Annotated in this window: 23 protein-coding genes and 1 pseudogene; 9 read left to right on the forward strand and 15 right to left on the reverse strand. The window is 61.3% G+C overall.

Going from position 1 to position 25,113, the window contains the following annotated elements; genetic code table 11:
• A pseudogene (locus WH91_RS17070) lies at nucleotides 1–221 on the forward strand (IS110 family transposase); the annotation flags it as partial.
• Nucleotides 222–417: 196 nt separating this feature from the next.
• Here WH91_RS17070 and ahcY read toward each other — a convergent pair.
• The 7 genes from ahcY to WH91_RS17105 form a co-directional block, all read right to left on the reverse strand.
• Complete coding sequence (gene ahcY, locus WH91_RS17075) at nucleotides 418–1,818, reverse strand: adenosylhomocysteinase (protein ID WP_046172223.1); 1,401 nt, start codon at nucleotides 1,816–1,818, stop codon at nucleotides 418–420.
• Nucleotides 1,819–1,915: 97 nt separating this feature from the next.
• The gene (locus tag WH91_RS17080) at nucleotides 1,916–2,431 is read right to left on the reverse strand and encodes a DUF2937 family protein (RefSeq protein WP_046172224.1); all 516 of its coding nucleotides are present in this window, start codon (nucleotides 2,429–2,431) and stop codon (nucleotides 1,916–1,918) included.
• A gap of 71 nt (nucleotides 2,432–2,502) precedes the next feature.
• Nucleotides 2,503–2,811 carry an HPr family phosphocarrier protein gene (locus tag WH91_RS17085; RefSeq protein WP_046172225.1) on the reverse strand — a complete coding sequence of 103 codons (309 nt, stop codon included), beginning with the start codon at nucleotides 2,809–2,811 and terminating at the stop codon, nucleotides 2,503–2,505.
• A gap of 45 nt (nucleotides 2,812–2,856) precedes the next feature.
• On the reverse strand, nucleotides 2,857–3,258 hold the full coding sequence (locus tag WH91_RS17090; protein ID WP_046172226.1) for a PTS sugar transporter subunit IIA: 402 nt from the start codon (nucleotides 3,256–3,258) through the stop codon (nucleotides 2,857–2,859).
• Between the two features lie 175 nt (nucleotides 3,259–3,433).
• Nucleotides 3,434–3,904 (reverse strand): HPr kinase/phosphorylase, encoded by a 471-nt coding sequence (locus WH91_RS17095; protein WP_046172227.1) that lies wholly within the window; start codon nucleotides 3,902–3,904, stop codon nucleotides 3,434–3,436.
• Between the two features lie 9 nt (nucleotides 3,905–3,913).
• Nucleotides 3,914–5,725: a sensor histidine kinase gene (locus WH91_RS17100; protein WP_082102241.1), complete on the reverse strand. Its 1,812-nt coding sequence runs from the start codon at nucleotides 5,723–5,725 to the stop codon at nucleotides 3,914–3,916.
• An 8-nt stretch (nucleotides 5,726–5,733) separates the two neighbouring features.
• A complete protein-coding gene (locus tag WH91_RS17105) occupies nucleotides 5,734–6,444 on the reverse strand; it encodes a response regulator transcription factor (RefSeq protein ID WP_046172228.1) in 711 nt (236 codons plus the stop codon).
• Nucleotides 6,445–6,687: 243 nt separating this feature from the next.
• Here WH91_RS17105 and pckA point away from each other — a divergent pair, with 243 nt between their 5' ends.
• Nucleotides 6,688–8,280, forward strand: coding sequence for a phosphoenolpyruvate carboxykinase (ATP) (gene pckA, locus WH91_RS17110; protein ID WP_046172229.1), 1,593 nt, complete (start codon nucleotides 6,688–6,690; stop codon nucleotides 8,278–8,280).
• 601 nt (nucleotides 8,281–8,881) lie between these two features.
• On the opposite strand, the gene WH91_RS22765 is transcribed toward pckA, so the two are convergent.
• Nucleotides 8,882–9,799, reverse strand: a complete 918-nt coding sequence (locus WH91_RS22765) for a cell wall hydrolase (RefSeq protein ID WP_158409591.1) — start codon at nucleotides 9,797–9,799, stop codon at nucleotides 8,882–8,884.
• Nucleotides 9,800–10,242: 443 nt separating this feature from the next.
• Nucleotides 10,243–10,926, reverse strand: a complete 684-nt coding sequence (locus WH91_RS17120) for an HAD family hydrolase (RefSeq protein ID WP_046172230.1) — start codon at nucleotides 10,924–10,926, stop codon at nucleotides 10,243–10,245.
• A gap of 125 nt (nucleotides 10,927–11,051) precedes the next feature.
• On the opposite strand from WH91_RS17120, the gene WH91_RS17125 reads away from it, so the two are divergent.
• From WH91_RS17125 to WH91_RS17140, 4 genes are all read left to right on the forward strand, one after another.
• Complete coding sequence (locus WH91_RS17125; RefSeq protein ID WP_046172313.1) at nucleotides 11,052–12,461, forward strand: protein adenylyltransferase SelO; 1,410 nt, start codon at nucleotides 11,052–11,054, stop codon at nucleotides 12,459–12,461.
• A gap of 10 nt (nucleotides 12,462–12,471) precedes the next feature.
• Nucleotides 12,472–13,026 carry a gamma carbonic anhydrase family protein gene (locus tag WH91_RS17130; protein ID WP_046172231.1) on the forward strand — a complete coding sequence of 185 codons (555 nt, stop codon included), beginning with the start codon at nucleotides 12,472–12,474 and terminating at the stop codon, nucleotides 13,024–13,026.
• A gap of 171 nt (nucleotides 13,027–13,197) precedes the next feature.
• On the forward strand, nucleotides 13,198–15,864 hold the full coding sequence (locus WH91_RS17135) for a bifunctional diguanylate cyclase/phosphodiesterase (RefSeq protein WP_244542382.1): 2,667 nt from the start codon (nucleotides 13,198–13,200) through the stop codon (nucleotides 15,862–15,864).
• 67 nt (nucleotides 15,865–15,931) lie between these two features.
• Complete coding sequence (locus tag WH91_RS17140; RefSeq protein WP_046172232.1) at nucleotides 15,932–16,966, forward strand: Gfo/Idh/MocA family protein; 1,035 nt, start codon at nucleotides 15,932–15,934, stop codon at nucleotides 16,964–16,966.
• 158 nt (nucleotides 16,967–17,124) lie between these two features.
• On the opposite strand, the gene WH91_RS17145 is transcribed toward WH91_RS17140, so the two are convergent.
• The 6 genes from WH91_RS17145 to WH91_RS17170 all read right to left on the reverse strand — a co-directional run bounded on the left by WH91_RS17145 (nucleotide 17,125) and on the right by WH91_RS17170 (nucleotide 23,041).
• On the reverse strand, nucleotides 17,125–17,955 hold the full coding sequence (locus WH91_RS17145; protein ID WP_046172233.1) for a dipeptide ABC transporter ATP-binding protein: 831 nt from the start codon (nucleotides 17,953–17,955) through the stop codon (nucleotides 17,125–17,127).
• A 2-nt stretch (nucleotides 17,956–17,957) separates the two neighbouring features.
• Nucleotides 17,958–18,800 (reverse strand): ABC transporter ATP-binding protein, encoded by an 843-nt coding sequence (locus tag WH91_RS17150; RefSeq protein WP_052952918.1) that lies wholly within the window; start codon nucleotides 18,798–18,800, stop codon nucleotides 17,958–17,960.
• 76 nt (nucleotides 18,801–18,876) lie between these two features.
• Nucleotides 18,877–19,482 (reverse strand): hypothetical protein, encoded by a 606-nt coding sequence (locus tag WH91_RS17155; protein WP_046172234.1) that lies wholly within the window; start codon nucleotides 19,480–19,482, stop codon nucleotides 18,877–18,879.
• A 4-nt stretch (nucleotides 19,483–19,486) separates the two neighbouring features.
• On the reverse strand, nucleotides 19,487–20,386 hold the full coding sequence (locus WH91_RS17160) for an ABC transporter permease subunit (protein ID WP_046172235.1): 900 nt from the start codon (nucleotides 20,384–20,386) through the stop codon (nucleotides 19,487–19,489).
• Nucleotides 20,383–21,396, reverse strand: a complete 1,014-nt coding sequence (locus tag WH91_RS17165) for an ABC transporter permease subunit (protein WP_046172236.1) — start codon at nucleotides 21,394–21,396, stop codon at nucleotides 20,383–20,385. Before WH91_RS17165 ends, WH91_RS17160 begins: the two co-directional genes overlap by 4 nt.
• 52 nt (nucleotides 21,397–21,448) lie before the next feature.
• The gene (locus tag WH91_RS17170) at nucleotides 21,449–23,041 is read right to left on the reverse strand and encodes an ABC transporter substrate-binding protein (protein WP_046172237.1); all 1,593 of its coding nucleotides are present in this window, start codon (nucleotides 23,039–23,041) and stop codon (nucleotides 21,449–21,451) included.
• Between the two features lie 222 nt (nucleotides 23,042–23,263).
• On the opposite strand from WH91_RS17170, the gene WH91_RS17175 reads away from it, so the two are divergent.
• From WH91_RS17175 to WH91_RS17185, 3 genes are read left to right on the forward strand one after another with little or no spacing between them, the layout of a single operon-like run.
• Nucleotides 23,264–23,659, forward strand: a complete 396-nt coding sequence (locus WH91_RS17175; RefSeq protein WP_046172316.1) for a VOC family protein — start codon at nucleotides 23,264–23,266, stop codon at nucleotides 23,657–23,659.
• Entirely contained in the window at nucleotides 23,629–24,132 is a 504-nt protein-coding gene (locus WH91_RS17180) for a hypothetical protein (RefSeq protein WP_046172238.1), read from the forward strand. Before WH91_RS17175 ends, WH91_RS17180 begins: the two co-directional genes overlap by 31 nt.
• 27 nt (nucleotides 24,133–24,159) lie before the next feature.
• Entirely contained in the window at nucleotides 24,160–25,098 is a 939-nt protein-coding gene (locus WH91_RS17185) for an aldo/keto reductase (RefSeq protein ID WP_046172239.1), read from the forward strand.
• Nucleotides 25,099–25,113 lie beyond the last annotated feature (15 nt).

The raw sequence follows: 25,113 nt of genomic DNA on the forward strand, positions 1-25,113 counted from the left end.
AGGCCCATATTGCCGGTGGCCGTCTCTCGGTACGCTGCGCCCTCTACATGGCGAGCCTCTCCGCCATCCGCGCCAATCCCCCGATCCGAGACTTCTACCAGCGCCTGCGCGACCAGGGAAAACCCGGCAAGCTCGCCATCGTCGCCGCCATGCGCAAACTCATCACCACAGCCAACGCCGTCATCGCCAACGATGCACCATGGAAGGGCAAAAGCGATTGACATCAAACACGGTTGCTCAGGGGAGGGAGGCGCCAGGCCAACGGTCCGAGTTCTTTCTCATCCCTCCCCCTTGTGGGGAGGGTGGCCCCAACGTTAACGTTGCCCAATCAACCCAAACCGAGGCGAGACGGGCCGCCCCTAAAGACAAAGGTGCCCGCGACCACGGTCGCGGGCACAATGATCAATTCAACCGATCCTAGTAGCGATATTCGCCAGACTTGAACGGGCCATCGGTCGAGACGCCGATATAGTCGGCCTGGGCCGGGGTCAGCTTGGTCAGCTTGGCGCCCAGCTTGGCCAGATGCAGCTCGGCGACCTTCTCGTCGAGATGCTTGGGCAACACGTGCACCTTCTTCTCGAGATTCTCGCCATTGGTCCACAGTTCGATCTGGGCCAACGTCTGGTTCGCAAACGAAGCCGACATCACAAAGCTGGGGTGGCCCGTGGCGTTGCCCAGGTTCACCAGGCGCCCCTCGGACAGCAGGATCAGCCGCTTTCCATCGGGCTTCTCGATCAGATCGACCTGTGGCTTCACATTGGTCCACTTGAAGTTGCGCAGGCCGAGCACGTCGATCTCGTTGTCAAAATGGCCGATATTGCAGACGATGGCCATGTCCTTGAGCTTGCGCATGTCATCGACCATCAGCACGTCGCGGTTGCCCGTAGCGGTGACGACGATGTCGGCGCGCTCGGCAGCTTCCTCGAGGGTAACGACCTCAAAGCCTTCCATGGCGGCCTGCAGCGCGCAGATCGGATCGACTTCGGTAACCAGCACGCGGGCGCCAGCGCCACGCAGCGATTCAGCCGAGCCTTTGCCCACGTCGCCAAAGCCGCAAACGATGGCGACCTTGCCGGCCAGCATCACGTCAGTACCGCGACGGATCGCATCGACCAGCGATTCACGGGTGCCGTATTTGTTGTCGAACTTGGACTTGGTGACCGAGTCATTGACGTTGATGGCGGGGAACGGCAGCTCGCCCTTGGCGTGCAGCTGGTACAGGCGCATCACACCCGTCGTGGTCTCTTCCGACACGCCGCGGATCGAGGCGCGGATAGCCGAGAAGAAGGTCGGGTTCTTGGCAAGACGGCGCTTGATAGTGTCAAAGAAGATTTCTTCTTCTTCATTGCCGGGCTTGTCGAGAATGGAAATATCCTTCTCGGCCTTGGCGCCGGTCAGGATATACATGGTGGCATCGCCGCCATCGTCGAGGATCATGTTGGGCGTGGAGCCGGGCCAATCCATCATGCGGTCGGTGAAGTCCCAGTATTCCTCAAGGCTCTCGCCCTTGTGGGCAAATACCGGAATGCCGGCAGCGGCGATGGCAGCGGCAGCATGGTCCTGGGTCGAGAAAATGTTGCACGAGACCCAACGCACTTCGGCACCGAGCGCAACCAGCGTCTCGATCAGCACTGCGGTCTGGATGGTCATGTGCAGCGAGCCGGCAATGCGGGCGCCCTTGAGCGGCTGGGCCGCTGCATACTCAGCGCGAATAGACATCAGCCCAGGCATTTCGATTTCGGCGATGTCGAGTTCCTTGCGGCCAAAGGCTGCGAGGGAAATATCCTTGACCGCATAGTCGGTCGAATTGGTGGTCATGTTGAGGCTCCGGAGCGCAAATGGGGTTCGTTAGCTCTGCTATAAGCAAGGGCAAGCTTCGGATCAACTAAAGACATAAAGAAATGTTTATATCTGATTACCGATAGGCCGCATAACGGCGCTTCGCCAAGCTTTTGAACGGCATGGCGCCAAAGCGCCAAAGACCGGACAGCAGCAGATAGCCGAGGATGAAACCGCCGCCGGCGTAGAGGATACCCTCCATCGTGACGGGCACCGCAGGCCGATAATTCTCCAGCGTCCGTTGGCCGATATCAGTATCGAGATAGGCGGGCAGAGATTGAAAGCGCTCTATCGCACCGGCGCCTTGGATGCGAGCCAACGTCGTGCTGAGCTGCTCATAGCGCTGGAACGTCGCAGTCATTGAGGTGCCACGCCCCGCCAAAAACTCGTCATTGGAGGCATTATAACGCGCCAGCGCCGCTGGGCGGTCAAGGCCACCGACTTGGGCCGCCCTGTCGAAATCCTCAGTGATGACGCGCAACTCATCCACCGCACCGCCAAGGCGTTGGGTATATTGCTGGGCATATTCAGGAAACTGACTCAGCGCCGTAGCCAGAACCACCCCGCCAATGCCCGCTATTATTCGCCGCATATAGGGCCTCCGCCTTGCACGGGGTCAATGTGGGAGACGTCGAGACGTTCCGCAATTGGCCATTCTAGCCCTTACCCCGCAGCCCCGTCGCTATCCTCGTCAAATCCGTTATTGACCAGTTCCACAATCGCCTCCAGCGCTTCGCGGGCCTGCTTGCCGCTCGCCTGCACAAGGATGGTTGAGCCCGGGCCGGCGCCGAGCATCATCAGGCCCATGATGGAATTGCCGTTGACCGAGGAGCCGTCCTTGATGACGCTGATGTTCGCGTCGAAGCATTCGGCGGTGCGGACGAAGCGGGCCGAGGCGCGGGCGTGCAGGCCCTTGCGGTTGACGATGGTCAGTTGCTGGGCGACGGCCCGGCCGGCTCCGCTTCCGTCCATCAGCAGCCCCCTCGATTGAGACCGAAACGCGACGCGGCAGCCATTCTAGCCTGCGCCGAGTATCGAATTGGCTACGGTGATATATTTGCGGCCTGCTTCCTGGGCCAGGTTGACCGCATCCTTGATCGCCATGTCGCCGCGCACGCGTCCGAGCTTGACCAGCATCGGCAGGTTGACGCCGGCGATCACCTCGACCTGACGATTCTGCATCACAGAAATGGCCAGATTGGACGGCGTGCCGCCGAACATGTCGGTCAGGATGATCACGCCGTTGCCGTCATCGGCGCGGTCAACCGCCGCCAGAATGTCGTTACGACGGGTTTCCATATTGTCATCGGGACCGATTGCGATGGTCTCGCAGAAGTCCTGCGGCCCCACGACGTGTTCGAGAGCCGACTTGAATTCATTGGCAAGCGCACCATGCGTCACCAAAACCAGACCTATCATGCAATGTCCCCAGCCTGCCGGACCACGCCACCAAAGCGGCGCTCACGGCATTCCAGCAAATTCCGCCCCCTGCCCGTTTGGCGCCATAGGCAGCCAGACGAACTCGAACCCGGCCCAGAAGGACGAGCATGCGTCATTTTCGGCCCGGAAGGCCGTGGATTCAAGTGGTATTTTGTCACGGTGCTGTGGGCTGCCGCGTCAGGGCGGTTATGGCCTCGATCACCAGCAACATTTGATGCCCTAGGCTGATGATGTCACCAGAAGGCACCGGCGCCCGCGCCACGCTGGTTCCGGCAATATCGGTCACCATGGCGTCCTCCTCAGGCATGCGTACCAGTTCGGGGACCAGATCGACGACAAGATGTAGGGTGACGAGGCTTTTGTGCGGTCGCTGCACGATGCCACGGCCGCGCAGTTCGATCAGCCCGGCAAGCTTGTCGGGCGCCACCATGCTGAGATCGCGTCCGGTCTGCACCAGATCGACGCGATCGTCCGACACGAGGAAAGCGGGCAGTCCCCTGCCGTCCCAGCGATCAAGCAAACTCATGGCCAGGACCGATTTTCCGGCGCCGGATGGGCCTCGCAGCAAGATTCCGGTCTCGCCTAGCAACAAACCCGTCCCATGCACATTTTTTGGTTTGCTCATGGCGCGAGTCTATTTGCGGGCGCGCGGCAACACAATCGTAAACACGGCGCCTGACGCGTCCTGCCGATTATGGGCGCGGATGGTTCCTTTATGCGCTTCAACGATTTGCTTGGAGATGGACAGGCCCAGTCCCGAATGGTCGCCAAAGCTCTCGGTGTCTGGTCGGTCAGTATAGAAGCGCTGGAATATCTTGCCGAAGTCGCCCGCAATGCCGGGGCCTTCGTCGGTCACCGTGACCACGATATGCTCGGGATCGGTCGATAGCGCCACGCGCACCACACCGCCTTCAGGCGAGAAGCTGACGGCATTATCGATCAGGTTGGCAAATACCTGCGCCAGCCGGCTCTCATGGCCATTGATCACCGCTGCGCCCTTGCCAGCGCGCTTGTTCATCTCCACCGTGACGCCGCGCCCGAGCGCCATATCCTTCTGGATCGACACCATGGCCTCGGCCAGCTTCTCCACGTCAACCCGCTCCGAACCCTCGCGGGCCAGTTCGGCATCGAGACGGCTGGCGCTGGAAATATCGGTGATCAACCGGTCGAGGCGCTTCACATCATGCTGGATGATTTCGTTGAGGCGGTCCTTGTCTTCCTGGCGCTTGGCCAGCGGCAGTGTTTCGACAGCACTGCGCAGCGAGGTCAGCGGGTTCTTGAGCTCATGCGCCACGTCGGCGGCAAAGCGCTCGATTGCCTCGATGCGGTTATACAGCGCGTCGGTCATGCGCCGCAAAGCTCCGCTGAGGTGGCCGATTTCGTCGGGGCGGTCGGTGAAATCGGGAATTTCGGCGCGCGCATTGCCTGCTGTCTGCACGCGCTCCGCCGCTTCCGACAGGCGTCGCATCGGCCCGGCAATGGTGCCCGCCATCAACAGCGACAGCGCCACCTGCACGCCCGCCGCGATCATGGCAATGCGCAAGATGCTCCAGCGTTCCTGCGACACCACCGAGTCGATGTCGCCCGGCGCCGTAGAGAGCAGGATCGCCCCCACCACTGCGCGCAGGCGCTGCACCGGCACGGCGACCGAGACGACCAGTTGGTTCTGGGCATCGACGCGCACGAAGTCGGCGGGCGCACCGGACAAAGCCGAGGCGACTTCGGGATAACGACTGCCTTCGTCGACGCCATATTCCTGGTATTTGGGGAAATTATCGCCTGGTACCCAGGACAGCACGGCGTTCCACCAGTCCCATAGGAAGAAATTCTCCTGCTTGGTCTCGATGGTGGTCCGCATCACCTCGCCGCGCGCATAAATATTGTCGCTGTCGAGGATCATCAGCCCGCCCTGATCATAGATGCGGGCACGCGTGCGGGTCGGCGTGATCAGGTTGCGCAGCAGCGGCGCCACGCGTTCGGGGCTGATCGGGAATTCGAGGCTGGGATCGAAGTAGGACAGCGATGAGACCGTGCCATCGCCCTGCAATTGCAGCAGGCGATCGGGGTTGATCGAGATGACGTCGCTATCGACCGTCGCCGAGGCGGCGATGGCCGCAGCGATGATTTCACCCTGCACCCGCAGTGACTGGACGCGAGCATCGATCAGGCCGGCCCGCCACTGGTTGAGGTAGAGAATCCCCACCACCAGCACCAGCAGGCCCGCCAGGTTCAGCACGATGATGCGCTGGGTCAGGCTGGAAAAGATGGTGAAGTTCAGGAAGCGGCCAATAGCCGACGAGATCTTGTAGAACGGCGACAGCAGCAGCCGCCAGCGATTGGCCTTGCTCAGCGTCTCCTTGGGAGGCGCAGCCTTGTCCGCCCCCGGCGCGCGCCAATCGTGGCCTGCGTCGGGCTGGGAGTCCTGATCCGGATCGAGGATGGCCACGTGAGTGCTTATTGCTCCTTGAAGCGATAGCCGACGCCATACAGCGTCTCGATCATCTCGAAGTCGTCGTCGGTCTGCTTGAACTTCTTGCGCAGGCGCTTGATGTGGCTGTCGATGGTGCGATCGTCGACATAAACCTGGTCGTCATAGGCCGCGTCCATCAAGGCATTGCGTGACTTGACCACGCCGGGGCGCAGCGCGAGCGCCTGGAGGATCAGGAATTCGGTGACGGTGAGCGTGACGCGCTGGCCCTTCCAGGTGCAGGTGTGGCGTTCTTCGTCCATCACCAGCGAGCCGCGCTCGATCAGTGCTTTGCCGCCCACTTCCTGGGTGCCGGGAGGCGTCGAGGGATCGCGCGGTGCCGAACGGCGCAGGATGGCCTTGACCCGCTCCACCAGCAACCGCTGGCTGAATGGCTTGGTGATGAAGTCGTCGGCACCCATCTTGAGGCCGAACAGCTCGTCGATTTCCTCGTCCTTACTGGTGAGGAAAATCACCGGCACGTCGGACTTCTGGCGCAGCCGGCGCAACAGCTCCATGCCGTCCATGCGCGGCATCTTGATGTCGAGGATGGCGAGGTCCGGCTTGTCCGTGGTCAGGCCCTCAAGGCCCGAGGCACCATCGGTATAAGTGGCGACCTGATATCCTTCGGCCTCGAGCGTCAGCGACACGGAAGTGAGAATATTGCGGTCGTCATCGACCAGTGCGATCTTTGGCATGAAATGCCTTTCTTGTTCGGACGCTTGCAAACAGGCGGCACTTGGCCGTCAACTATGCTTGCAGGGGACAATTACGCATTAAATAAGGCGCGGCCAAGGGCGCTACAACGCCAGTGCGCGAATTGGAGGCCATGCAACTTCAGTCTTACGACCGATTTCGGGATGGTTGTAGGATCAATTCGTCCCGTAGTTTCAGCTCCACAGTAGGCGGCACGGTTGCCGAACCTGCGACGGAGCGATGCGATGACCCAGTTTGACCACGAGACTCTCAGGAGCCAGATTGCCGCCCGGGCCGGCTCGCTGTCGCTCAATGACATCGCCCCGGTGCTGGTTGCACGGTCCCTGCAGGGCGAAGAATCCGAGCTGACCGCAGATGGCGCCGTCAGCGTGCGCACCGGTGCCTTCACCGGCCGCTCGCCCAAGGACAAGTTTATCGTGCGCGATGGCCTGACCGAAAACAGCGTCTGGTGGGACAATTCCGGCGCCCTGAGCCCAGCCCAGTTCGACGTGCTGCTCGACGATGCCATCGGCTCGTTCGGTGGCGTTGCCGCCTTCCGGCAGGACCTGTTGGCCGGTGCCGATCCGCGTCACCAATACGCCGTCACCGTACTGACGACGAGCGCCTGGCATGCCCTGTTCATTCGTAACCTGCTGATCCGTCCCGGTGAAATGGTGGAAACCGGCAGCACTGCCGCGCCTGTCACCATCGTTCATGCGCCCTACTTCAAGGCCGATCCGGCCCGCCATGGCAGTCGCACGGATACGGTGATCGCACTCGATATGAGCCGCAACATCGTGATCATTGCCGGCACGCTCTACGCCGGCGAAATCAAGAAGTCGGTATTCTCGCTGTTCAATTTCCATGCACCGCGCCAGGGCGTGCTGCCGATGCACTGCTCGGCCAATCTGGGCAAAGACGGCGAAGCCGCATTGTTCTTTGGCCTCTCCGGCACCGGCAAGACTACGCTGTCCAATGATCCGAACCGTCCACTGATCGGTGACGACGAGCACGGCTGGAGCGAGCATGGCGTGTTCAACCTCGAAGGTGGTTGCTACGCCAAGACCATCAAGCTCAGCCCCGAGGCCGAGCCGGAAATCTTCGCCGCTACCGAGCGCTTCGGCACGGTGCTTGAGAATGTCATTCTCGACGATGCCCGCGTGCCTGACTTCGATGATGTCTCGCTGACCGAAAATACGCGCGCCGCCTATCCGATCCATGTGCTGCCGGCCATCGCCAAGGGCAGCGTCGGCGGTACGCCCAAAACCGTGGTATTCCTCACCGCCGATGCGTTCGGCGTGCTGCCGCCCATCGCACGCCTGACACCCGAGCAGGCGGTCTACCACTTCCTCTCCGGCTACACCGCCAAGGTCGCAGGCACCGAGCGCGGCATCACCGAACCGCAGGCCACCTTCTCGGCATGCTTTGGTGCCCCCTTCATGCCGCTGCATCCCACGGTCTATGGCGACATGCTGGCAGACAAGCTCCAGTCCAGCGGCGCCACCGCCTGGCTGATCAACACCGGCTGGACCGGCGGCGGCTACGGCGTCGGCAAGCGCATCGACATCGCCTCCACCCGCCGCCTGCTGTCGGCGGCTTTGGATGGCGCACTCGATGACGCCGAAATGCGCGTGGACGAACTGTTCGGCTTCGAGGTCCCGCTCACCGTACCCGGCGTAGAAACCCGCCTGCTCACCCCACGCCTCACCTGGGCCGACGCCGAAGCCTATGATCGCCAGTCAACTCACCTCGCCGGCCTGTTCCGCGCCAACTTCGAGAAATTTGGCGATGGTGCCAATGCCGCACCGGGTCCGCGCATGGCGCTTGCGGCTGAGTAATGGGAGGGGCGCATAGAGGCACCCTTCTTGTTGGCTGCTCTAAGCCCACACAAGCACCGGAGTTCACCCTCCCCCTTGAGGGGAGGGAAGCGAGATAGGAGTTAGCTTCAGCTAACTCCGTTATCGAGTAGGGAGGGGGTTCAGGGCTATCCGCGAATTGTACGTTGCGGGATGCTCAGAACCCCCTCCCTTGATCCCTCCCTCCAGGGGGAGGGTGTCGACTGTGGCCTCACACCAAAAACTTTTCCATCTTATCCCCACCCACCTCCGCCTCCCGCACAATGTCGCCATTCCCGCACGCACTGCGCGGTCGCCACGAACGGTCGGTTCGGGGATGCCGGTTGGGCTGGGGGTCGCTCCAGTTCCTGCGGGAAGAGGATGATCTGTGACCCGATTTGAGCCCCGTGCCGAGGACGGTCCTCCCCCTAGAGTCGCCGGGATAACATGGGGCGAGGTGTGACCCACCTCCACCGATTTCGCCGGAAGACCGGCACCGGGACGCATCTCGCCCCATGTCGCATAGCCACCACCCAAGCAAACAACCGCGCGGTCATCGCGGCGCGGGGCTCTGTTACGTCACGATGTCGGAAAGGTCAGCGCCTCAGTTGGGCGAGTAGAAGATGTGCGAGCCGATCGAGGCGACGGCATTGTAGGTGTTGGACCAAGACGGGTTCACATTGGTCGTGTGGTAGTAAAGCGCCGAGCCAGGCACGGCGCCGACGTCATCGCCCAGGGCAAATTCAGCATATACAGCCTGCGCCAGATCGGCTGAACGGGCCCACGCACGGCGTTCGCCCGGTGCGTCGTTGCGGCCGTCGCAGGCGAAGGTGAACTGGCAGCGGTGATAGCCCTTGTCGGCATTCTGGTAGATCACGCCGCAGAGGGTTCCCGGGAACTTGCCGGAACGAGCGCGGTTGACGATGACATTGGCCACTGCCAGCTGGCCGGCTTCGCTCTCGCCGCGGGCTTCGTGATAGATCGCCTGCGCCAGGCAATCGCGCTCGGCATCGGCATGCTGCACGCGCTTTTCCATCGGCTGGTAGCTGGTCTCGACATAGGCAGCCAGCATGTGCTGGTTGAGGTCGGGCTCGGGGCGCGCTGTCGGGCTGGTGAAGCTGGCAATTGCTGAAACGGCGCTGTTGCTCTTGATCGAGCCGCGGGCAATGTAGCCCATCAGCACGTCGGCGGTGAGTTCTTCGGGCGCCTGCAGGCCGAGCACATCGACGGCGCGCAGCTGGTTCTGGCGATCGACATAATTGGCAAGAAGGGCGGGGGTGAGTGGCTGTTGGCCGGGCGCAACGGCGACCAGTGTCGGGCCGATGGCGGGCTGGGCGCGGAGCGCCACCAGATCGGCCGGAACTGTAAGCGGGGTAACATCAGCAACGCGGATGGTCTGGGCGTGGGCAGGCACGAGGGTAATGAACAGTACGAGCGCAAGCGCTCCGAAGGCGAGTACATGCGAAACCGCACGCACAACATTGTTCCGCCAGCTCTGCCCCAATGCCCCGTCCTTACCCATGAGCCCGTCCGGCCATATCCGGCGGGCCTTCATCGGGACCTGACTTGCAGGTCCTTCGTCATTTCCCGGCTGCACCCTATCCAAGGTCCGCAGCGGAGGGAAGTCGAAATTTACGGCTGCTTAACCATAGCCGTTAGCTTGTTAAGTTAGGGTTAATCTACCGGGCAGCAGAAGAAAACCCAATTGATGTAAGTACTTCCAGGGTGGTGAAGGGTCAGTATAGCCAGCGCGTAAAAGTTTACGCATTACCGCGGTGAGCAGCGGATATTACTGTGGAGAGGGAAGTGGCTACCAACTAGCCGAGAGCACCAAGCTGCACCTCCCCCTCGACGGGGGAGGCTAGGTGGGGGTATCGTTTAGCCCCAATGCGGGCTAAACGCCCCCTCCCTGACCCTCCCCGCGAGGTGGAGGGTGTCGACTGCAACGAGCGCGGCTTCGATATTTCAGTTCCGGTCGAACGCCGCCAACCTTACGTGGTCGAGGCTTTCCATCACGGCGATGCCGAGGGCGCGAATTTCCTCGCTGGGATGCACCAGGTCCGGCACCATGACGGTCTGCATGCCGGCGGCATGCGCGGCGTGGACGCCGGCATGGCTGTCTTCCAGCGCCAGGCACTTGAGCGGATCTACGCCCAGCCGTCGCGCCGCCGTCAGATAAGGCTCGGGATGCGGCTTGGGATTGACCACGTCGTCGCGCGTGACGATGGTTTCGAACAGGTCATACAGCCCCGCCGCCGTGAGGTGATGCTTGGCGTGAGGATTGCGCGACGAAGTGGCTACCGCGGTGGGAATGTTGCGCTCGCGCAATTCCGTCACCAGTTCCAGCGCCCCCGCCTTGACCGGCACGCCCGAATGGCTGCGTTCGCGCATGATGACGCGGCAGCGCTCGTCGAACAGGGTGTAGGGAAAGCTCACGCCGTAGGCTTCGAGCAGCAGCTTGTTGGTGTGCTCGTGGCTGCCGCCGACCATGGACATATGCACCGCATCGGTCATCTCGAAGCCAAGCTCGGTGCAGACTTCAAACACGATGGTCCGAAACACGCTCTCGGTGTCGAGCAGCGTGCCGTCCATATCGAAAATGACTGCCTGGAAAGGCGCTAGGCGCAAAATGTCGCTCTGGGGTTTCATTCATCTCGATATAGGGCGATTTGGTGCACCTTGCTAGGCAAGGGCTGGAAGGGCTGGGTTGCAACGCGCGCTTTTGCATGGGCGTGCATACGCAACGTAGGATCAATGTTAGCGTTGAAGCCACCATGACCTGCTTCAAGCCCGCCAAGAACCACCTGTCGCTCGGCGACGCCTTCTTCGATCGCGTCAAACCGGCCGATTTTCCAAACACCATCCTGCGCCATCGCGACCAGCGCTGGGCCAAGCGCGTCGGGCTGGATGACCTCGCCGACGTCCAATGGCTCAGCCATTTTGGCCGCTTCGAACCTTTACCCGGTTCGCTGCCGCAGCCCTTGGCGCTGCGCTACCACGGTCACCAGTTCCGCAGCTACAACCCAGATCTCGGCGATGGCCGCGGCTTCCTGTTCGCCCAAGGCCATGACCTCGCCGACAGTCGCCTGCTCGATTTTGGTACCAAGGGATCGGGCCGCACGCCGTGGTCGCGCGGCGGCGATGGGCGGCTCACCCTCAAGGGTGGCGTCCGCGAGGTACTGGCCACAGAGATGCTGGAAGCGCTGGGTGTCTATACGTCAAAGAGCTTTTCGCTGATCGAAACCGGCGAGAACCTCGATCGGAGCGACGAACCGTCACCGACGCGATCCTCGGTGCTGGTCCGGCTCAGTCACAGCCACATCCGCATCGGCACCTTCCAGCGCCTCGCCTATATTGAGGATCACGCGAGCCTCCGACAATTACTCGATTATGCCATTGCCACCTACTATCCCGAGCTGGCCAACGCGCCAGACAAAGCCGTCGCTTTCCTCGAAGCGGTCGTCGGCAACGTAGCCAGGCTCGGCGCACAATGGATCGCTGCCGGATTTATCCACGGTGTGTTGAACACTGATAATATCAACATTACCGGCGAGAGTTTCGACTACGGCCCATGGCGGTTCCTGCCGACCTACGATCCAGGCTTTACCGCCGCCTATTTTGACGAAACCGGGCTCTACAGCTTCGGCAAGCAGCCCGACGCGCTGGCCTGGAACCTGACGCGCCTCGCCGAGTGCTTGCTGCCGCTGTCCAGCATCGAAGCGCTTGAGCCAGCGCTTAATTCAATATGGCCCACCTTCCGGGCCGAACTGCCGCGCCAGATGCTGCGCCGCCTCGGTCTCAAGCCACTCGATGTGGAAAGCGACGGGGCCTTTGTCACCGACCTGTTTGGTTTCCTCTCGGCCAGCCAGGCGCCCTATGAGCAGTTCTTCTTCGACTGGCGCGGCGGCGTTCTCAGCGCCGAACGAGCGGCGCGCAGTCCATCTGCGGAGCACTATGCCAGCGAGGCGTTCCGAACGGTCGCCAACGGGTTCGAACGCTATGGTCCGGCCGATGATCTCAATCTCGATCATCCCTATTTTGCCCGGACCAAGCCGCGCAGCATGCTGATCGACGAGGTCGAAGCCATTTGGGCGCCGATTGTCGACAGCGACAACTGGAGCCTGTTCCACTTCACACTGGCGGAAATTGCCGAGATGCGGCAAGCCTATGGCATCACACCCTGAGGAGGACGCCATGCCCCTTTATGCCCTCGACGGTATCGCGCCGCGGATCAATCCGGATGTGGGCTGGATCGCCCCAACAGCAGTGCTGGTCGGCGACATTGCGGTCGGCGCAGAGGCTGGGATCTGGTTCGGCGTGGTCGCCCGCGGCGATATCGAAGCCATCAGCATCGGCGCGCGCACCAATGTGCAGGAAAACTGCGTGTTGCATACCGATAAAGGATACCCGCTGGTCATCGGGGACAATGTCACCATCGGCCACGGCGCCATCGTCCACGGCTGCACCATTGGTGACAACAGCCTGATCGGCATGGGCGCCACTGTGCTGAATGGCGCAAAAATCGGCAAGAACTGCCTGATCGGCGCCAATGCGCTGGTGACCGAAAACAAGGTCATCCCCGACAATTCCATGGTGCTCGGCGCACCGGGAAAGGTGGTGCGCCAGATCGATGAGGAGGGAGTAAAATCGCTCGCCGCCTCGGCCGAGCGCTATGTTCGCAATGCCCGGCGCTTCGCCACAGGTATGATAGCGGTGGGCACGACCCACACGGATTTTGATCCGGCATGAGCGATACCAGCGAACGGACCAGGCCATCCACGTTGCTGAAATCTTGCGGCACCATTGTGTTAGCCTGGCGCTAACCACTTGATAAGGTCGTTCCGCCGATAACCCAAACATAACCCTGACAGTGCAGTATGGCTCGGTTGGTCCCGAAGGTGGGCCGCGGTGGCGCACCCCGTGACTTCAAACACTACACATATTCAGAAGCATCGCCTCCACTGGCCGCGGCCCACGCTGCTGCCATCGCTGGTGGCGCTTACCCTGCTGGTCATCGGCGGTGTATTCCTCGACCGCCAGAACAGCGTGATCAACGAAGAGCGTGCCCGTGCCAGCGTCGCAGGCGAAGTCTCCCTGGTTCGCGCAAAGCTCGAAGGCAATATCAACGGCAATATCCAGCTGGTGCGCGGTTTGGTCTCTACCATTTCCACCGAGCCGCGAATGAAACAGCCGCGGTTCTCGGCGCTGGTTTCGAACCTGTTCGAGGAACACAGCCAGTTGCGATCGGTCGCCGCGGCGCCAGATCTGGTGGTCTCCATGACCTATCCAATTGTGGGCAACGAGAAAGTCATTGGCCTCGACTATCGCCACACTCCGGCTCAACTCGAAGCCGTGCTGAAGGCGCGCGACACCGGCAAGCTGGTATTGGCAGGGCCGGTCGATCTGGTGCAAGGCGGACGCGGCTTTGTCGGTCGCTTCCCCGTCTATACCGATACTCCAGCGGGGCGCATGTTCTGGGGAGTGGTCTCGGCGGTGGTGGATGTGGGTCGCCTCTATGCCGACAGCGGCTTGCTTGACAAGTCGCTTGGCCTCGACGTTTCGATTGCCCGGATCAGCTCACGCGACAATGCCGGAACGCCGTTCTTTGGCCCAGACCTTAGTGGCCAGAATGCCGTCACCGCAACGGTGGTCCTGCCGTCAGGACGTTGGGAAATTGCCGCTGTCCCCAAGGGCGGCTGGGGCACCGCACACAATAATAGCCTGCTGTTGCGCCTGGCCATGATCATCGCCGGCGCGCTGATCCTGCTGCCCATCGTGATTACCGGCCGCCTGTTGGGCGAACGGCAGAGCCATTTCCGCGAGGTCCAATCGCGTAAGGCCGAACTGGAGCAAATTTCGCGGCGCCTCGCATTGGCCCTCGACGTTTCAAAGGTCGGCGTCTGGGAAATGGACCTCGAAAGCGGCGATGAAACCTGGGATGCCCGCACTAATGAACTCTACGGGCTCGACACCGATGGCGGCAGCCGAAGTCACGAGCATTGGAAGGCGGCAGTGCATCCCGAGGACCAGGAGCGTGCCGAAGCTGACTTCCGGCGCATGATCGCTACCGGCCGCTACGAATCCCATTATCGCGTCATGCTGCCCAATAATACCATCCGCCATGTGCGATCCATGGGCGCGCTGTTCAGTGAGTTCGACGCTCCCGAGCGCGTGGTCGGCGTTAATTGGGATGTGACTGCCGACGTGCTGCTCAATGAGGACCTTCGCTGCGCCACGCTGCTGACCGAGGCGCGCAATCGCGATCTCGAAGCGGCGCGCGTCCGCATTGAACACAATGCGCTGCATGACAGCCTGACCGGCTTGCCCAACCGCCGCTATCTCGATGAAATGCTGAAGCGCGAAGCCGCGGCGGGTTTTCGCGGTACCGGCAGCATGGCCATGCTGCATGTCGATCTCGACCGCTTCAAGCAGATCAACGACACGCTGGGCCATGCGGCGGGCGATGCCATGCTGATCCATGCCGGCGCCGTGCTGCGTGACAACTGCAGCTACAATGACTTCGTTGCCCGCATCGGCGGCGACGAATTCGTGGTGCTGACCAGTGCCGAAGACGGCCCCCTTTATCTTGGCGCGCTGGCCGAACGGATCGTGCGGCAGATGCGCCAGCCGGTGAAGTACCAAGGCCACGAATGCCGCTTTGGCGTCAGCATCGGTATCGCAGCGGACCGGCGGGAAGTGATCGATGTGCAGCGCCTGCTGATCAATGCCGATATCGCGCTCTATCGCGCCAAGGGCCGCGGCCGCAATCGCTACGAGTTTTTCACCGATGCGCTGCAGGCAGAAGTCGTCACGACCAAGCGCATCGCCGATGAAATCCTCAACGGCTTGGAGCGTGACGAATTTGTCGCCTGGTTCCAGCCCCAATTCGACGCAAAAACGCTCGAAATGGTTGGCGTCGAGGCGCTGGTGCGCTGGCAACATCCCATCGAAGGGATCAAGCCGCCCGCCGATTTCCTGCTGGTTGCCGAAGAGCTCAATGTTGTCGCCACCATAGACCGCGTCGTGCTGGCGCAATCGCTTGAAGCGCTCGATCGCTGGGATAAGATGGGCCTCCATGTTCCGCGCGTCTCGGTCAATGTCTCGCATCGCCGCCTGCACGACGAAGACCTGATCAGGGGCCTGCTCGAACTCGACATCGAGCCCGGACGGATCGCGTTCGAACTGGTGGAGTCGATCTATCTTGACGAGGGCGATGCGATGATCGGTTGGAATATCGATCGCATCAAGGAACTCGGCATCGACGTCGAGATTGACGATTTCGGCACCGGCTATGCCTCCATCGTCTCGCTGCAGAAGATGCGGCCCAAGCGGCTCAAGATCGACCGCCAACTGGTCGATCCTATTCTGGTCGATCCGGCGCAACGGCAACTGCTGGCCTCCATTGTCGAGATCGGCAAGTCGATGGGCATCGAAGTCGTCGCCGAAGGCGTCGAGACCATGGAACATGCAGCCATCCTGCGCGACCTGGGCGTGGATATCCTGCAGGGCTACGCTTTCTCCCGTCCGCTCAGTATCGCCGATCTTGAAACCTTCCTCACCGCTAAAGCCTGGCTTGAGGCGTCCTAGGCCGATGCTGCCCTTCTCAAATCGCCTTCGCCGTGCATTCTTCCCGCAATAAATAGGGGGGAACAGCATGAGCGACGCACGAGGACGGTTCGGGATCGGCGTTATCGGCGCGGGGATGGGTGCCAAACCACACGCCTTGGCCCTGCAATCGCTCAACCAGGACATTGCCGTACTCGGTGTCTATCGGCGTGACGCCGCCCAGCGCGCCGAATTCTGCCGGACCTACGGCTTCCCCGAAGCGGAGAGTTTTAACGCCCTGCTCGCCGATCCGCGGCTCGACGCTCTGTTGGTGCTGACGCCGCCCAATGCGCGAAAATCCATCGTGGAGGGGGCTGCAAAGTCCGGCAAGCACGTGCTGCTGGAAAAGCCGATCGAGCGCACACTCGCGGCAGCGGAAGATATCGTGGCCATTGCCAGCCAAGCCGGTATTACCCTTGGCGTCATCTTCCAACACCGCTTCCGCCGCGCCTCGCGCTACCTCGCCGAGGCCGTCGCCGAGAACCGCTATGGCCCGCTGGAGGCGGTCAGTCTCACCGTGCCATGGTGGCGTCCCCAAAGCTATTACGACCAACCCGGACGCGGTACGTTGCAACAGGACGGCGGCGGGGTGCTGCTGACCCAGGCGATCCACTCGCTCGATCTGATGCTGAGCCTGTGCGGCGAAGTCAGCGCCGTCACCGCCATGGCCAAGACGACGCGCCTGCATAAGATGGAAACCGAAGACTTCGTCTCGGCGGGCCTCGAATTCGCCAATGGCGCCATTGGAGCCGTGACGGCAACCACGGCCAGCTTTCCGGGCGGCCCGGAAAGCCTGACGCTGAACTTTGCCCAGGTCACCGCCACACTGACAGCCGGCAACCTCACCGTCCACACTATGAGCGGCGAAACCATCACTGAAGGCGACGCCACCCAGGGCGGCGGCGGCGCCGATCCCATGGCTTTCCCCTTCGACTGGCACGCCGCCCAGATCGCCGAATTCGCCGACGCTGTGCGCCATGGAAGGCAACCGGTCAGCACCGGGCACACAGCCTTGCGGGTGCACAGGTTGATCGATGCGATGATGGCTTCTTCAAAGGCCGGGCAGAAGGTGGTGGTTTCCTAGGAAGCAAGAATACCCCCACTTAGCCTCCCCCTGAAAAGGGGGAGGGACTTCATCGAGTATTGGGCTCGATCCAGCCCAGGCACAGTTGGGATTCCTCCCCCTGATCAGGGGGAGGCTAGGTTGGGCTACCCCAACAAAGACTCTTCCGGCCGCAACCCCTACCCGACCAGAGCCGCCTTCTTCGCCAGCCGCGCCTTGATGCTCTCGACGCTCGAATTCGGCGTCGCGGCAAACAACGTCCGCGTGTACTCATGCTGCGGATCACCAAACACCGCGTCGCGCGTGCCGTGCTCCACCACATCGCCAAAATACATCACCATCACCTCGTCGGCGATGTAGCGCACGACGCTGAGGTCGTGGCTGATGAACACATAGGTCAGCCCGAACTCGTCCTGCAGGTCCTTGAGTAGGTTGAGAATCTGCGCCTGCACCGACAGGTCGAGCGCAGACACCGGCTCGTCGAGCACGAGGAAACTCGGATTGAGCATCAGCGCCCGCGCGATGGCGATACGCTGGCGCTGGCCGCCCGAGAACATGTGCGGATAGCGATTAAAATGCTCCGGACCCAGACCGACCTTGGTCAACATGGCCATGGCCTTGTCGCGACGCTCCGGTGCCTTCATGTCGGTATTGAGCAGCAGCGGTTCGCCCAGCACGTCGCCGATCTTCTGGCGCGGATTGAGCGAGCCATAGGGGTTCTGGAACACGATCTGCACCTTTTGGCGCATCTCGCGAGTGACGTGGTGGGCATCGGCCTTGAGGCCGTCGATCAGGATTTCGCCCGCTGTGGGGGCGTCGATCAGCGTGATCATGCGGGCAAGGGTCGACTTGCCGCAGCCGCTTTCGCCCACCACAGCCAGAGTCTTGCCCTTCTGCAGCGTGAAGTTCACGCTTTTGACGGCATGCACCATCTTCGCCGGACGCAGGAAACCACCGGAGGTGACATAGTCGCGGGTGAGGTTGCGGACTTCGAGAACGGGTGTCGCCATTATCAAACTCCCGGCGCCGGTTCGAAGACGAAGTCGGACACCGTCGGCAGACGATCACCCACCGCATTTTCAGGCAGCGCCGAAAGCAGCGCCCGCGTGTAGTTGGATTTCGGGTTCTCAAACAAAGTCAGCACATCGGCCTCCTCCATCTTACGGCCCTTATATTGAACAATGACGCGGTCGGCCGTCTCGGCCACCACGCCCATGTCATGGGTGATCATGATCAGCGCCATGCCGTGCTCGGCCTGCAGCCGCACCAGCAGATCGAGGATCTGCTTCTGGATGGTCACGTCGAGCGCCGTCGTCGGCTCATCGGCAATCAGCAGCTTGGGATTGCAGGAAATCGCCATGGCGATCATGACGCGCTGGCACTGCCCGCCGCTCATCTGGTGCGGATACGCGCCAAGCCGTTCGGCGCCGTCCTTGATGCCGACCAGCTTGAGCAGTTCCACCGCACGATCGCGCGCGGCGCGGCCATGCAGGCCGAGATGCTTGCCCAGCACTTCTTCGAGCTGGAAGCCCACGGTGAAGCAGGGATTGAGGCTCGCCACCGGCTCCTGGAAGATCATGGCAATGTCCCGCCCGATGATCTGCCGCTTTTCTTGCGGCGTCATCTTGAGCAGGTCGATGCCCTCGAATTCCATCTTGTCGGCAGTCACTGTCGCGGTGCCGGGCAACAGCCCCATCACCGCCAGCATGGCCACCGACTTGCCGGAACCGCTCTCGCCCACGATGGCCAGCACTTCGCGACTATCGACCGACACATCGACGCCATCGACGGCCTTGAACAGGCCGACGGAGGTGTCGAACGAGACGGTAAGGTTCTTGATTTCAAGCAGGGGCATTATGATGCGCTCCCTTCGGTTTGTTGTAATGCGCCAGGGGAGGCGCTATATTTTAATGCAGTTACAGGAGAGAGCATCATGGCGAAGCCTTCCGTCCAGCCGAAGCCGAAACCGATTGAGCTCCCGAAGCCGACACTAGGGTCGGTAGGACCGCGCCCGAGCTACTAAGCGAAGAATCAAGCTCCTGCAGGGCCTTGCGTGCGAGCACTTCCAGCCGCCCCTGCATTTCCAGATAATCACTGTACATGATGAGCTGCCGTTCAGCGGATAGTTGGCTGAAGCCAGGTGCTCTCATATCGTCGATGAACTGATCCAGCGTCTGACGCATCCGTGCGTAGTGGATCACCGGAGTGATGACATCACCCGGCAATATCGGAATGTCCCCCACGATTGCTTCAAATACCACGTTGCGCGACAGCGTCGGTATGATCGGCGAATAGCTCAAATCAGCCTTATATCGCGCCGATACCTCATCGAGGAACGCCTGCCGGTCCGGCACTTCGAGTATGATCAGGTCGCTGGCGATCTCTGCCCTTAGCGCGATTTGAAAGTCGTGCACTTTCTCGTCGCGCCGCATCTGATCCCGTCGCTGCGCCCGCCAGGTCGAGACAAACCAGCCGGCGGCGCTGACAAGCGCCGAGACCAGCGCCGCCACGATCGCTGGGCCGATCCAAACCTCCATGCCCTCAGCTCCTCTTGAGCTTGGGATCGAGCGCGTCTCGCAGACCGTCGCCGATGAGGTTGATGGCGAGCACAGTGATCAGGATGGCCAGGCCCGGGAATGTCACCACCCAGGGGGCGCGCAGGATGAATTCGCGGGCCGTAGCCAGCATGGTGCCCCATTCCGGGGTGGGCGGCTGGGCACCAAGGCCGAGGAAACCGAGAGCCGCAGCGTCCAAAATGGCGCTGGAAAAACTCAGCGTCGCCTGCACGATCAACGGCGCTACGCAATTTGGCAGGATGGTGACCAGCATCAGCCGGAGGTGGCTGGCACCTGCAAGGCGCGCCGAGGTGACGTAGTCGCGGCTGGATTCGGCCATCACCGCTGCGCGCACCAGGCGGGCAAAGTGCGGCTGCAGCACGATGGCGATGGCGAGCATGGCGTTGACCAAGCCCGGGCCCAGCACGGCCACCAGCACCAAGGCCAGCAGCAGCGAGGGGAACGCCAGGATGATATCCATGACGCGCATGATTACGATATCGACCCAGCCGCGGAAATAGCCGGCAACCAGCCCGAGCGTGACGCCGCCAACAAGCGCCAGCACCACGACGACCACACCGATGACCAGCGAGAAACGGGCGCCATACATTAGACGCGACAGCATATCGCGCCCGACGGGATCGGTACCCAAAACATAGGTCCAAGAACCGCCCTCCTGCCAGGCCGGAGGCTTGAGCAAGGCGTCACGATATTGCAGCTCGGGCGCGTGTGGCGCCAGAACTGGTGCAAACAGCGCGATCAACACCATTATCGACAGCACGACGAGACCAATGACCGCGCCGCGGTTTTGCGAAAAATAGTGCCAGAATTCGCGCAGGCCAGAGACGGGCTTTCGCGTTTCAGGTGCGTTGGTAGCGGTACTCATGAGCTCTGCACCCGAATGCGCGGATTGATAACGGCGTAGAGCAGGTCCACGACAAGGTTCACGATCATGACGATGACCGCCACGATCAACAGGCCGTTCTGCACTACCGCGTAGTCGCGCTTATAGATGGAATCTACCAGCCAGCGGCCGATGCCGGGCCAGGAGAAGATGGTCTCGGTCAGGATAGCGCCACCCATCAACACACCGACCTGGAGACCGATAGTGGTGACCACAGGGATCAGAGCGTTACGCAGGGCATGCAGACCAATGACGCGCCGGCCCGAGAGGCCCTTGGCGCGCGCGGTGCGCACATAGTCCTCGCCCATGACTTCGAGCATGGCCGAGCGCGTCTGCCGGGCGATCACTGCCAGCGGAATGGTGCCCAGCACGATTGTCGGCAGGATAAGGTGCCGCAAAGCCGACACGAAAGCGTTGAAATTGCCGGCGAGCAGGCTGTCGACCAGCATGAAGCCGGTGACTGGCTTCATAAAAAATTGCAGGCCAATGCGGCCTGAAACCGGTGTCCAGCCCAGATAGCCCGAAAAGAAGATGATCATCAGCAGGCCCCACCAGAAGATGGGCATGGAATAGCCAACCAGGGCAGTTCCCATTAGTCCCTGATCGAGCCAGGTGCCGCGTTTGACGGCGGCAAAGATGCCTGCCGGAACGCCGATAGCGATGGCAAAGATCAGCGCGAATATCCCGAGCTCGACCGTCGCCGGGAACAGCTTGAGAAATTCTTCGACCACGGGGCGATGGGTCGCCAGCGAGTCGCCGAAATCGCCGCGGACCACCTGTCCGAGGTAGCGGAAATATTGCTCCCAAATCGGCCTGTCGAAGCCGTATTTTTCGACGAGCATGGCATAGCGCTCGGCAGTGACGCCGCGCTCGCCAGACAAAGCCAGGATCGGGTCGCCGGGGATGAGGCGCACGAACCCAAAAGAACAAATGGTGATGCCGATCAGGGTCGGGATCACCAGGAGAAGCCGGTTCAGGATATATTTGAGCATGGATCAGCAGCGGGCAGCGCTGGACTGATCCAGCGCCGCCCTACCTTAAAGTTTATTCCGCAACGTCGACATTGTCGAAGCGATGCATGGCCAGAGGGTCCATCGTGTAGCCAAGAACCTTTTTGCTCATTGGCATGTAGATGGTCGAGTGAGCCATCAGGAATGCAGGCTCTTCAGCCGTCATCAGTTCCTGCGCCTTGACATAGATCGCAGCGCGCTTGGCTTGATCGGTTTCAAGAACGCCGTCCTTGATCAGCTTTTCAAACTCGGCATTGTTCCAGATCGAGTAGTTCTGGGTGCCGATTGCAGCAGCGCCAAACAGCACTGCGAAGAAGTTGTCCGGATCGCCATTATCACCACCCCAACCGATCTGAAATGCACCAGGGCGGTCGGACTTGGCGCCGTCGATGCGGTACTGCGTCCACTCAACAGTGTTGATGGTCGCCTTTACGCCGACAGCGGCCCAATCCTGCTGAATGATTTCAGCGGAACGAGCGAAAGCTGGATTGTAGGAACGGGCACGGTCCGAAGCCCAAAGCTCGATCTCGGTGACGCCCTTGGCAGCAAGGATTTCTTTGGCCTTCTCGGGGTTGTATTCCTGCTCAGGGGTCGCGTCGTTATACGACCACATGGTGGGCGGGATCAGGTTCTTGGCTGGCTCGGCATTGCCGGCGCCAAACAGCGCTTCAACCAGAGCTGGCTTGTTGATGGCCATGCTGAGGGCCTTGCGGACTTCAACGTCATCGGTGGGCGCAACGGTGGTGTTGTAGCTCATGTAGCCGACGTTGAGGCCGGCCTGGTCGAGCACCACGAGATCGGTGTTTTCCTTGAGCGAGGCGATATCGGTCGGGCTCGGATAGCTCATGATATCGCATTCGCCAGCCAGCAGGCGCTGAGTGCGTGCAGTGGTATCGGGAGTGATAGCAAAGATCAGGTCGTCGAGCGCGACCTTGCCCTTGAAGTAGTCGGGGAAGGCGGCGTAGCGGATGACGCTGTCGAGCTGATAGTCGACATACTGGAACGGGCCGGTGCCGACTGGCTTGGACGCGAAATCGGTTTCAGTGCCGGAAGCGATCAGCTTGTCGGCATATTCCTTGGAAACGATGGACGCGAAGTCCATGCCCAGGTTTGCCAGCATCGGCGAGTTTGGCGTGTTCAGCACGATCTTAACCGTCAGGTCGTCAACCTTGACCACTTCCTTGATGTAGGACGGCATGGCCATGGCTTCGTAGTATTCGTACTGGCTATCGGCCAGGTAGGCGTGGAACGGATTGTCTTCCTTGAACTGGCGCTCGAAGGAGAAGACCACGTCATCGGCGTTCAGGTCACGCGTGGGCGTGAAATAGTCGGTGGTCTGGAACTTGGTGCCGGGGTGCAGCTTGAAGGTGTATTCCAGGCCATCGGCCGAAATTTCCCAGCTATCGGCCAGGCCGGGCTCGAGTTCGGTGGCGCCGTGCTTGAATTCGACCAGACGGTTGTAGATCGTCCGTGCGGACGCGTCGAAGTCGTTACCACCTGTGGCCATCGCTGGATCAAAATGCTTGGGCGAAGCTTCCGAGCAATAGATCAACTGCTTAGCCTGGGCGGCGCCGGCGGCCACCGCCACCATGGCGGTCGCCATCAGCAGCGTTTTCATCAATTTCATGATTGTTGTCTCCCGAGTATCTTAGCGCTCCCGGCTTGCCATCCGGGGCTTGGGCGTCAACAAAGCGTAGAATCCAAAAGAGCGCAACAGAGAGTTTGACCATTTGGTCAATCTGATGACAGCGGGAACGTCATTCCACAGGATTGGACGGTTTTGAAATGAACCGTTCGCCGCACCGATGACGGCTTGACCCGGCGCACGGGCTGGTGATCCATGATCGCCATGACTCAATCCCTTGCCACCGTCTCCCTCCTCGTCACCGATTACGACGACGCGATAGCTTTTTACTGTGACACACTCGGCTTCAACCTCGTGGCCGATACCGATATGGGCGGCGGCAAGCGCTGGGTGGTGGTCGCCCCGGCCGGTCAATCCGGCGCGCAACTGCTGTTGGCCAAGGCCGACGGTCCGGCGCAAATAGCTGCCATCGGCAACCAGGGCGGTGGGCGCGTGATGTTTTTCCTCAACACCAGCCACTTCATCCGCGACCACGCCGCGATGCTGGAAAATGGCATCAAATTTCTCGAAGCGCCCCGGCAGGAGCCCTATGGCACCGTCGCCGTGTTCGAAGACCTGTACGGGAACAAATGGGACTTCATCGAACCCAAAAAGGCCTGATCCTGGCTCTGGTCGTGTTGGCTACGCCTGCCGTGGCGCAGCAGTCGGGCTGGCATTATTCGCCGCAGCCCGGCGAAGGCGACCGTGCGACCCTGGGCTGCGACAGCGACGCCACGCCGCAGGAATACACCTGCGTTGCAGTCCGTTGCGAGGATGATCTCTCTACCGGCGTGCATGTGCATACCAACCGGCAGCCGGTGCTTGGCGAATGGGAAATGACGCTGGACCGCGAGAACGCCAGTTTCACCGCCGAGCCCTCCAGCGCGCCCTATGGTGGACGTTTCATGGAGCGTACCGATTGGCTGCTCGACCGCATCGAGCAGGGCAGCTTTATTTACCTGCGCAACGTCGATGATACCGACCCCAGCTTTGCCTATATCGACTTGAGCGGTTCGCTGCAGGCGATCACCCGGGCGCTGGCCTTTTGTGCACCGCGTGTCCCGCCTGAACCGAAAGCGGCTGCAGGCGTTTAAGCTCACACACCACAATGGAGAAGCATCATGGACCGTCGCCCCTTGGGCCGCAGCGAACTCGTCATCGAACCCCTGGTTCTGGGCGGCAATGTCTTTGGCTGGACCGTCGATGAGAAACTCGGCTTCGATATTCTCGACGCCTATGTCGATGAAGGTTTTACCGCCATCGACACCGCCGAGGGCTATCCCAACTGGGTGCCCGGCAACCCACCCGGCATGAGCGAGACCATCATCGGCAAGTGGCTGAAAGCCCGCGGCAACCGCAACGCAGTGCATATTTTCAGCAAGGTCAATTCCGCCAAAAAACCGGGCGGTTTGAGCGCTGCTTCTATCCACGATGGCATCGAAGCCTCGCTGCAGCGGCTGCAGACTGACCACATCGACCTGTATTTCAGCCACTGGCCCGACGCCGAAACCGAGCATGCCGAAACGCTGGAAGCTTACGATCCGCTGGTACGCTCCGGCCGCGTCCGCGTCATCGGCGCCTCCAATTACACATCGCAGATGGTGAAAGAGGCCAACGAGACCGCCGTCATCAAGTCGCTGCCGCGCTATGAAGTGCTGCAGCCGCGCTACAATCTCTACGACCGCGAAGAATTCGACGCGTTGCGTGATCTGGTGATCGAAGACGAAATTGGCACCGTGGTTTATTACAGCCTCGCCTCGGGTTTCCTGACCGGCAAATATCGTTCCAAGGCCGACTTCGGTAAGTCGCCCCGCGGCGGCGGCGCCGAAAAGTACCTCGATGCCAAGGGCGAAAAAATCCTCGGCGTGCTCGATCAGGTCGGCAAGGCTAATGACGCGACGCCGGCTGAGGTATCGGTTGCCTGGCTGGTTGCCCAGCCCGGCGTTACGGCGCCAATTGCGTCGGCCACATCGGTCGAACAGGTCAAGAGCCTAGCCAAGGGCGTGCGGCTGAAACTCAGCGACGAGGATATCAAGCTGCTGACCGACGCTGGGAAGTAGGAAGAATACCCCCAC

Origin of the sequence: Devosia psychrophila (genome assembly GCF_000971275.1) — a bacterium.
GTDB lineage: Bacteria > Pseudomonadota > Alphaproteobacteria > Rhizobiales > Devosiaceae > Devosia > Devosia psychrophila.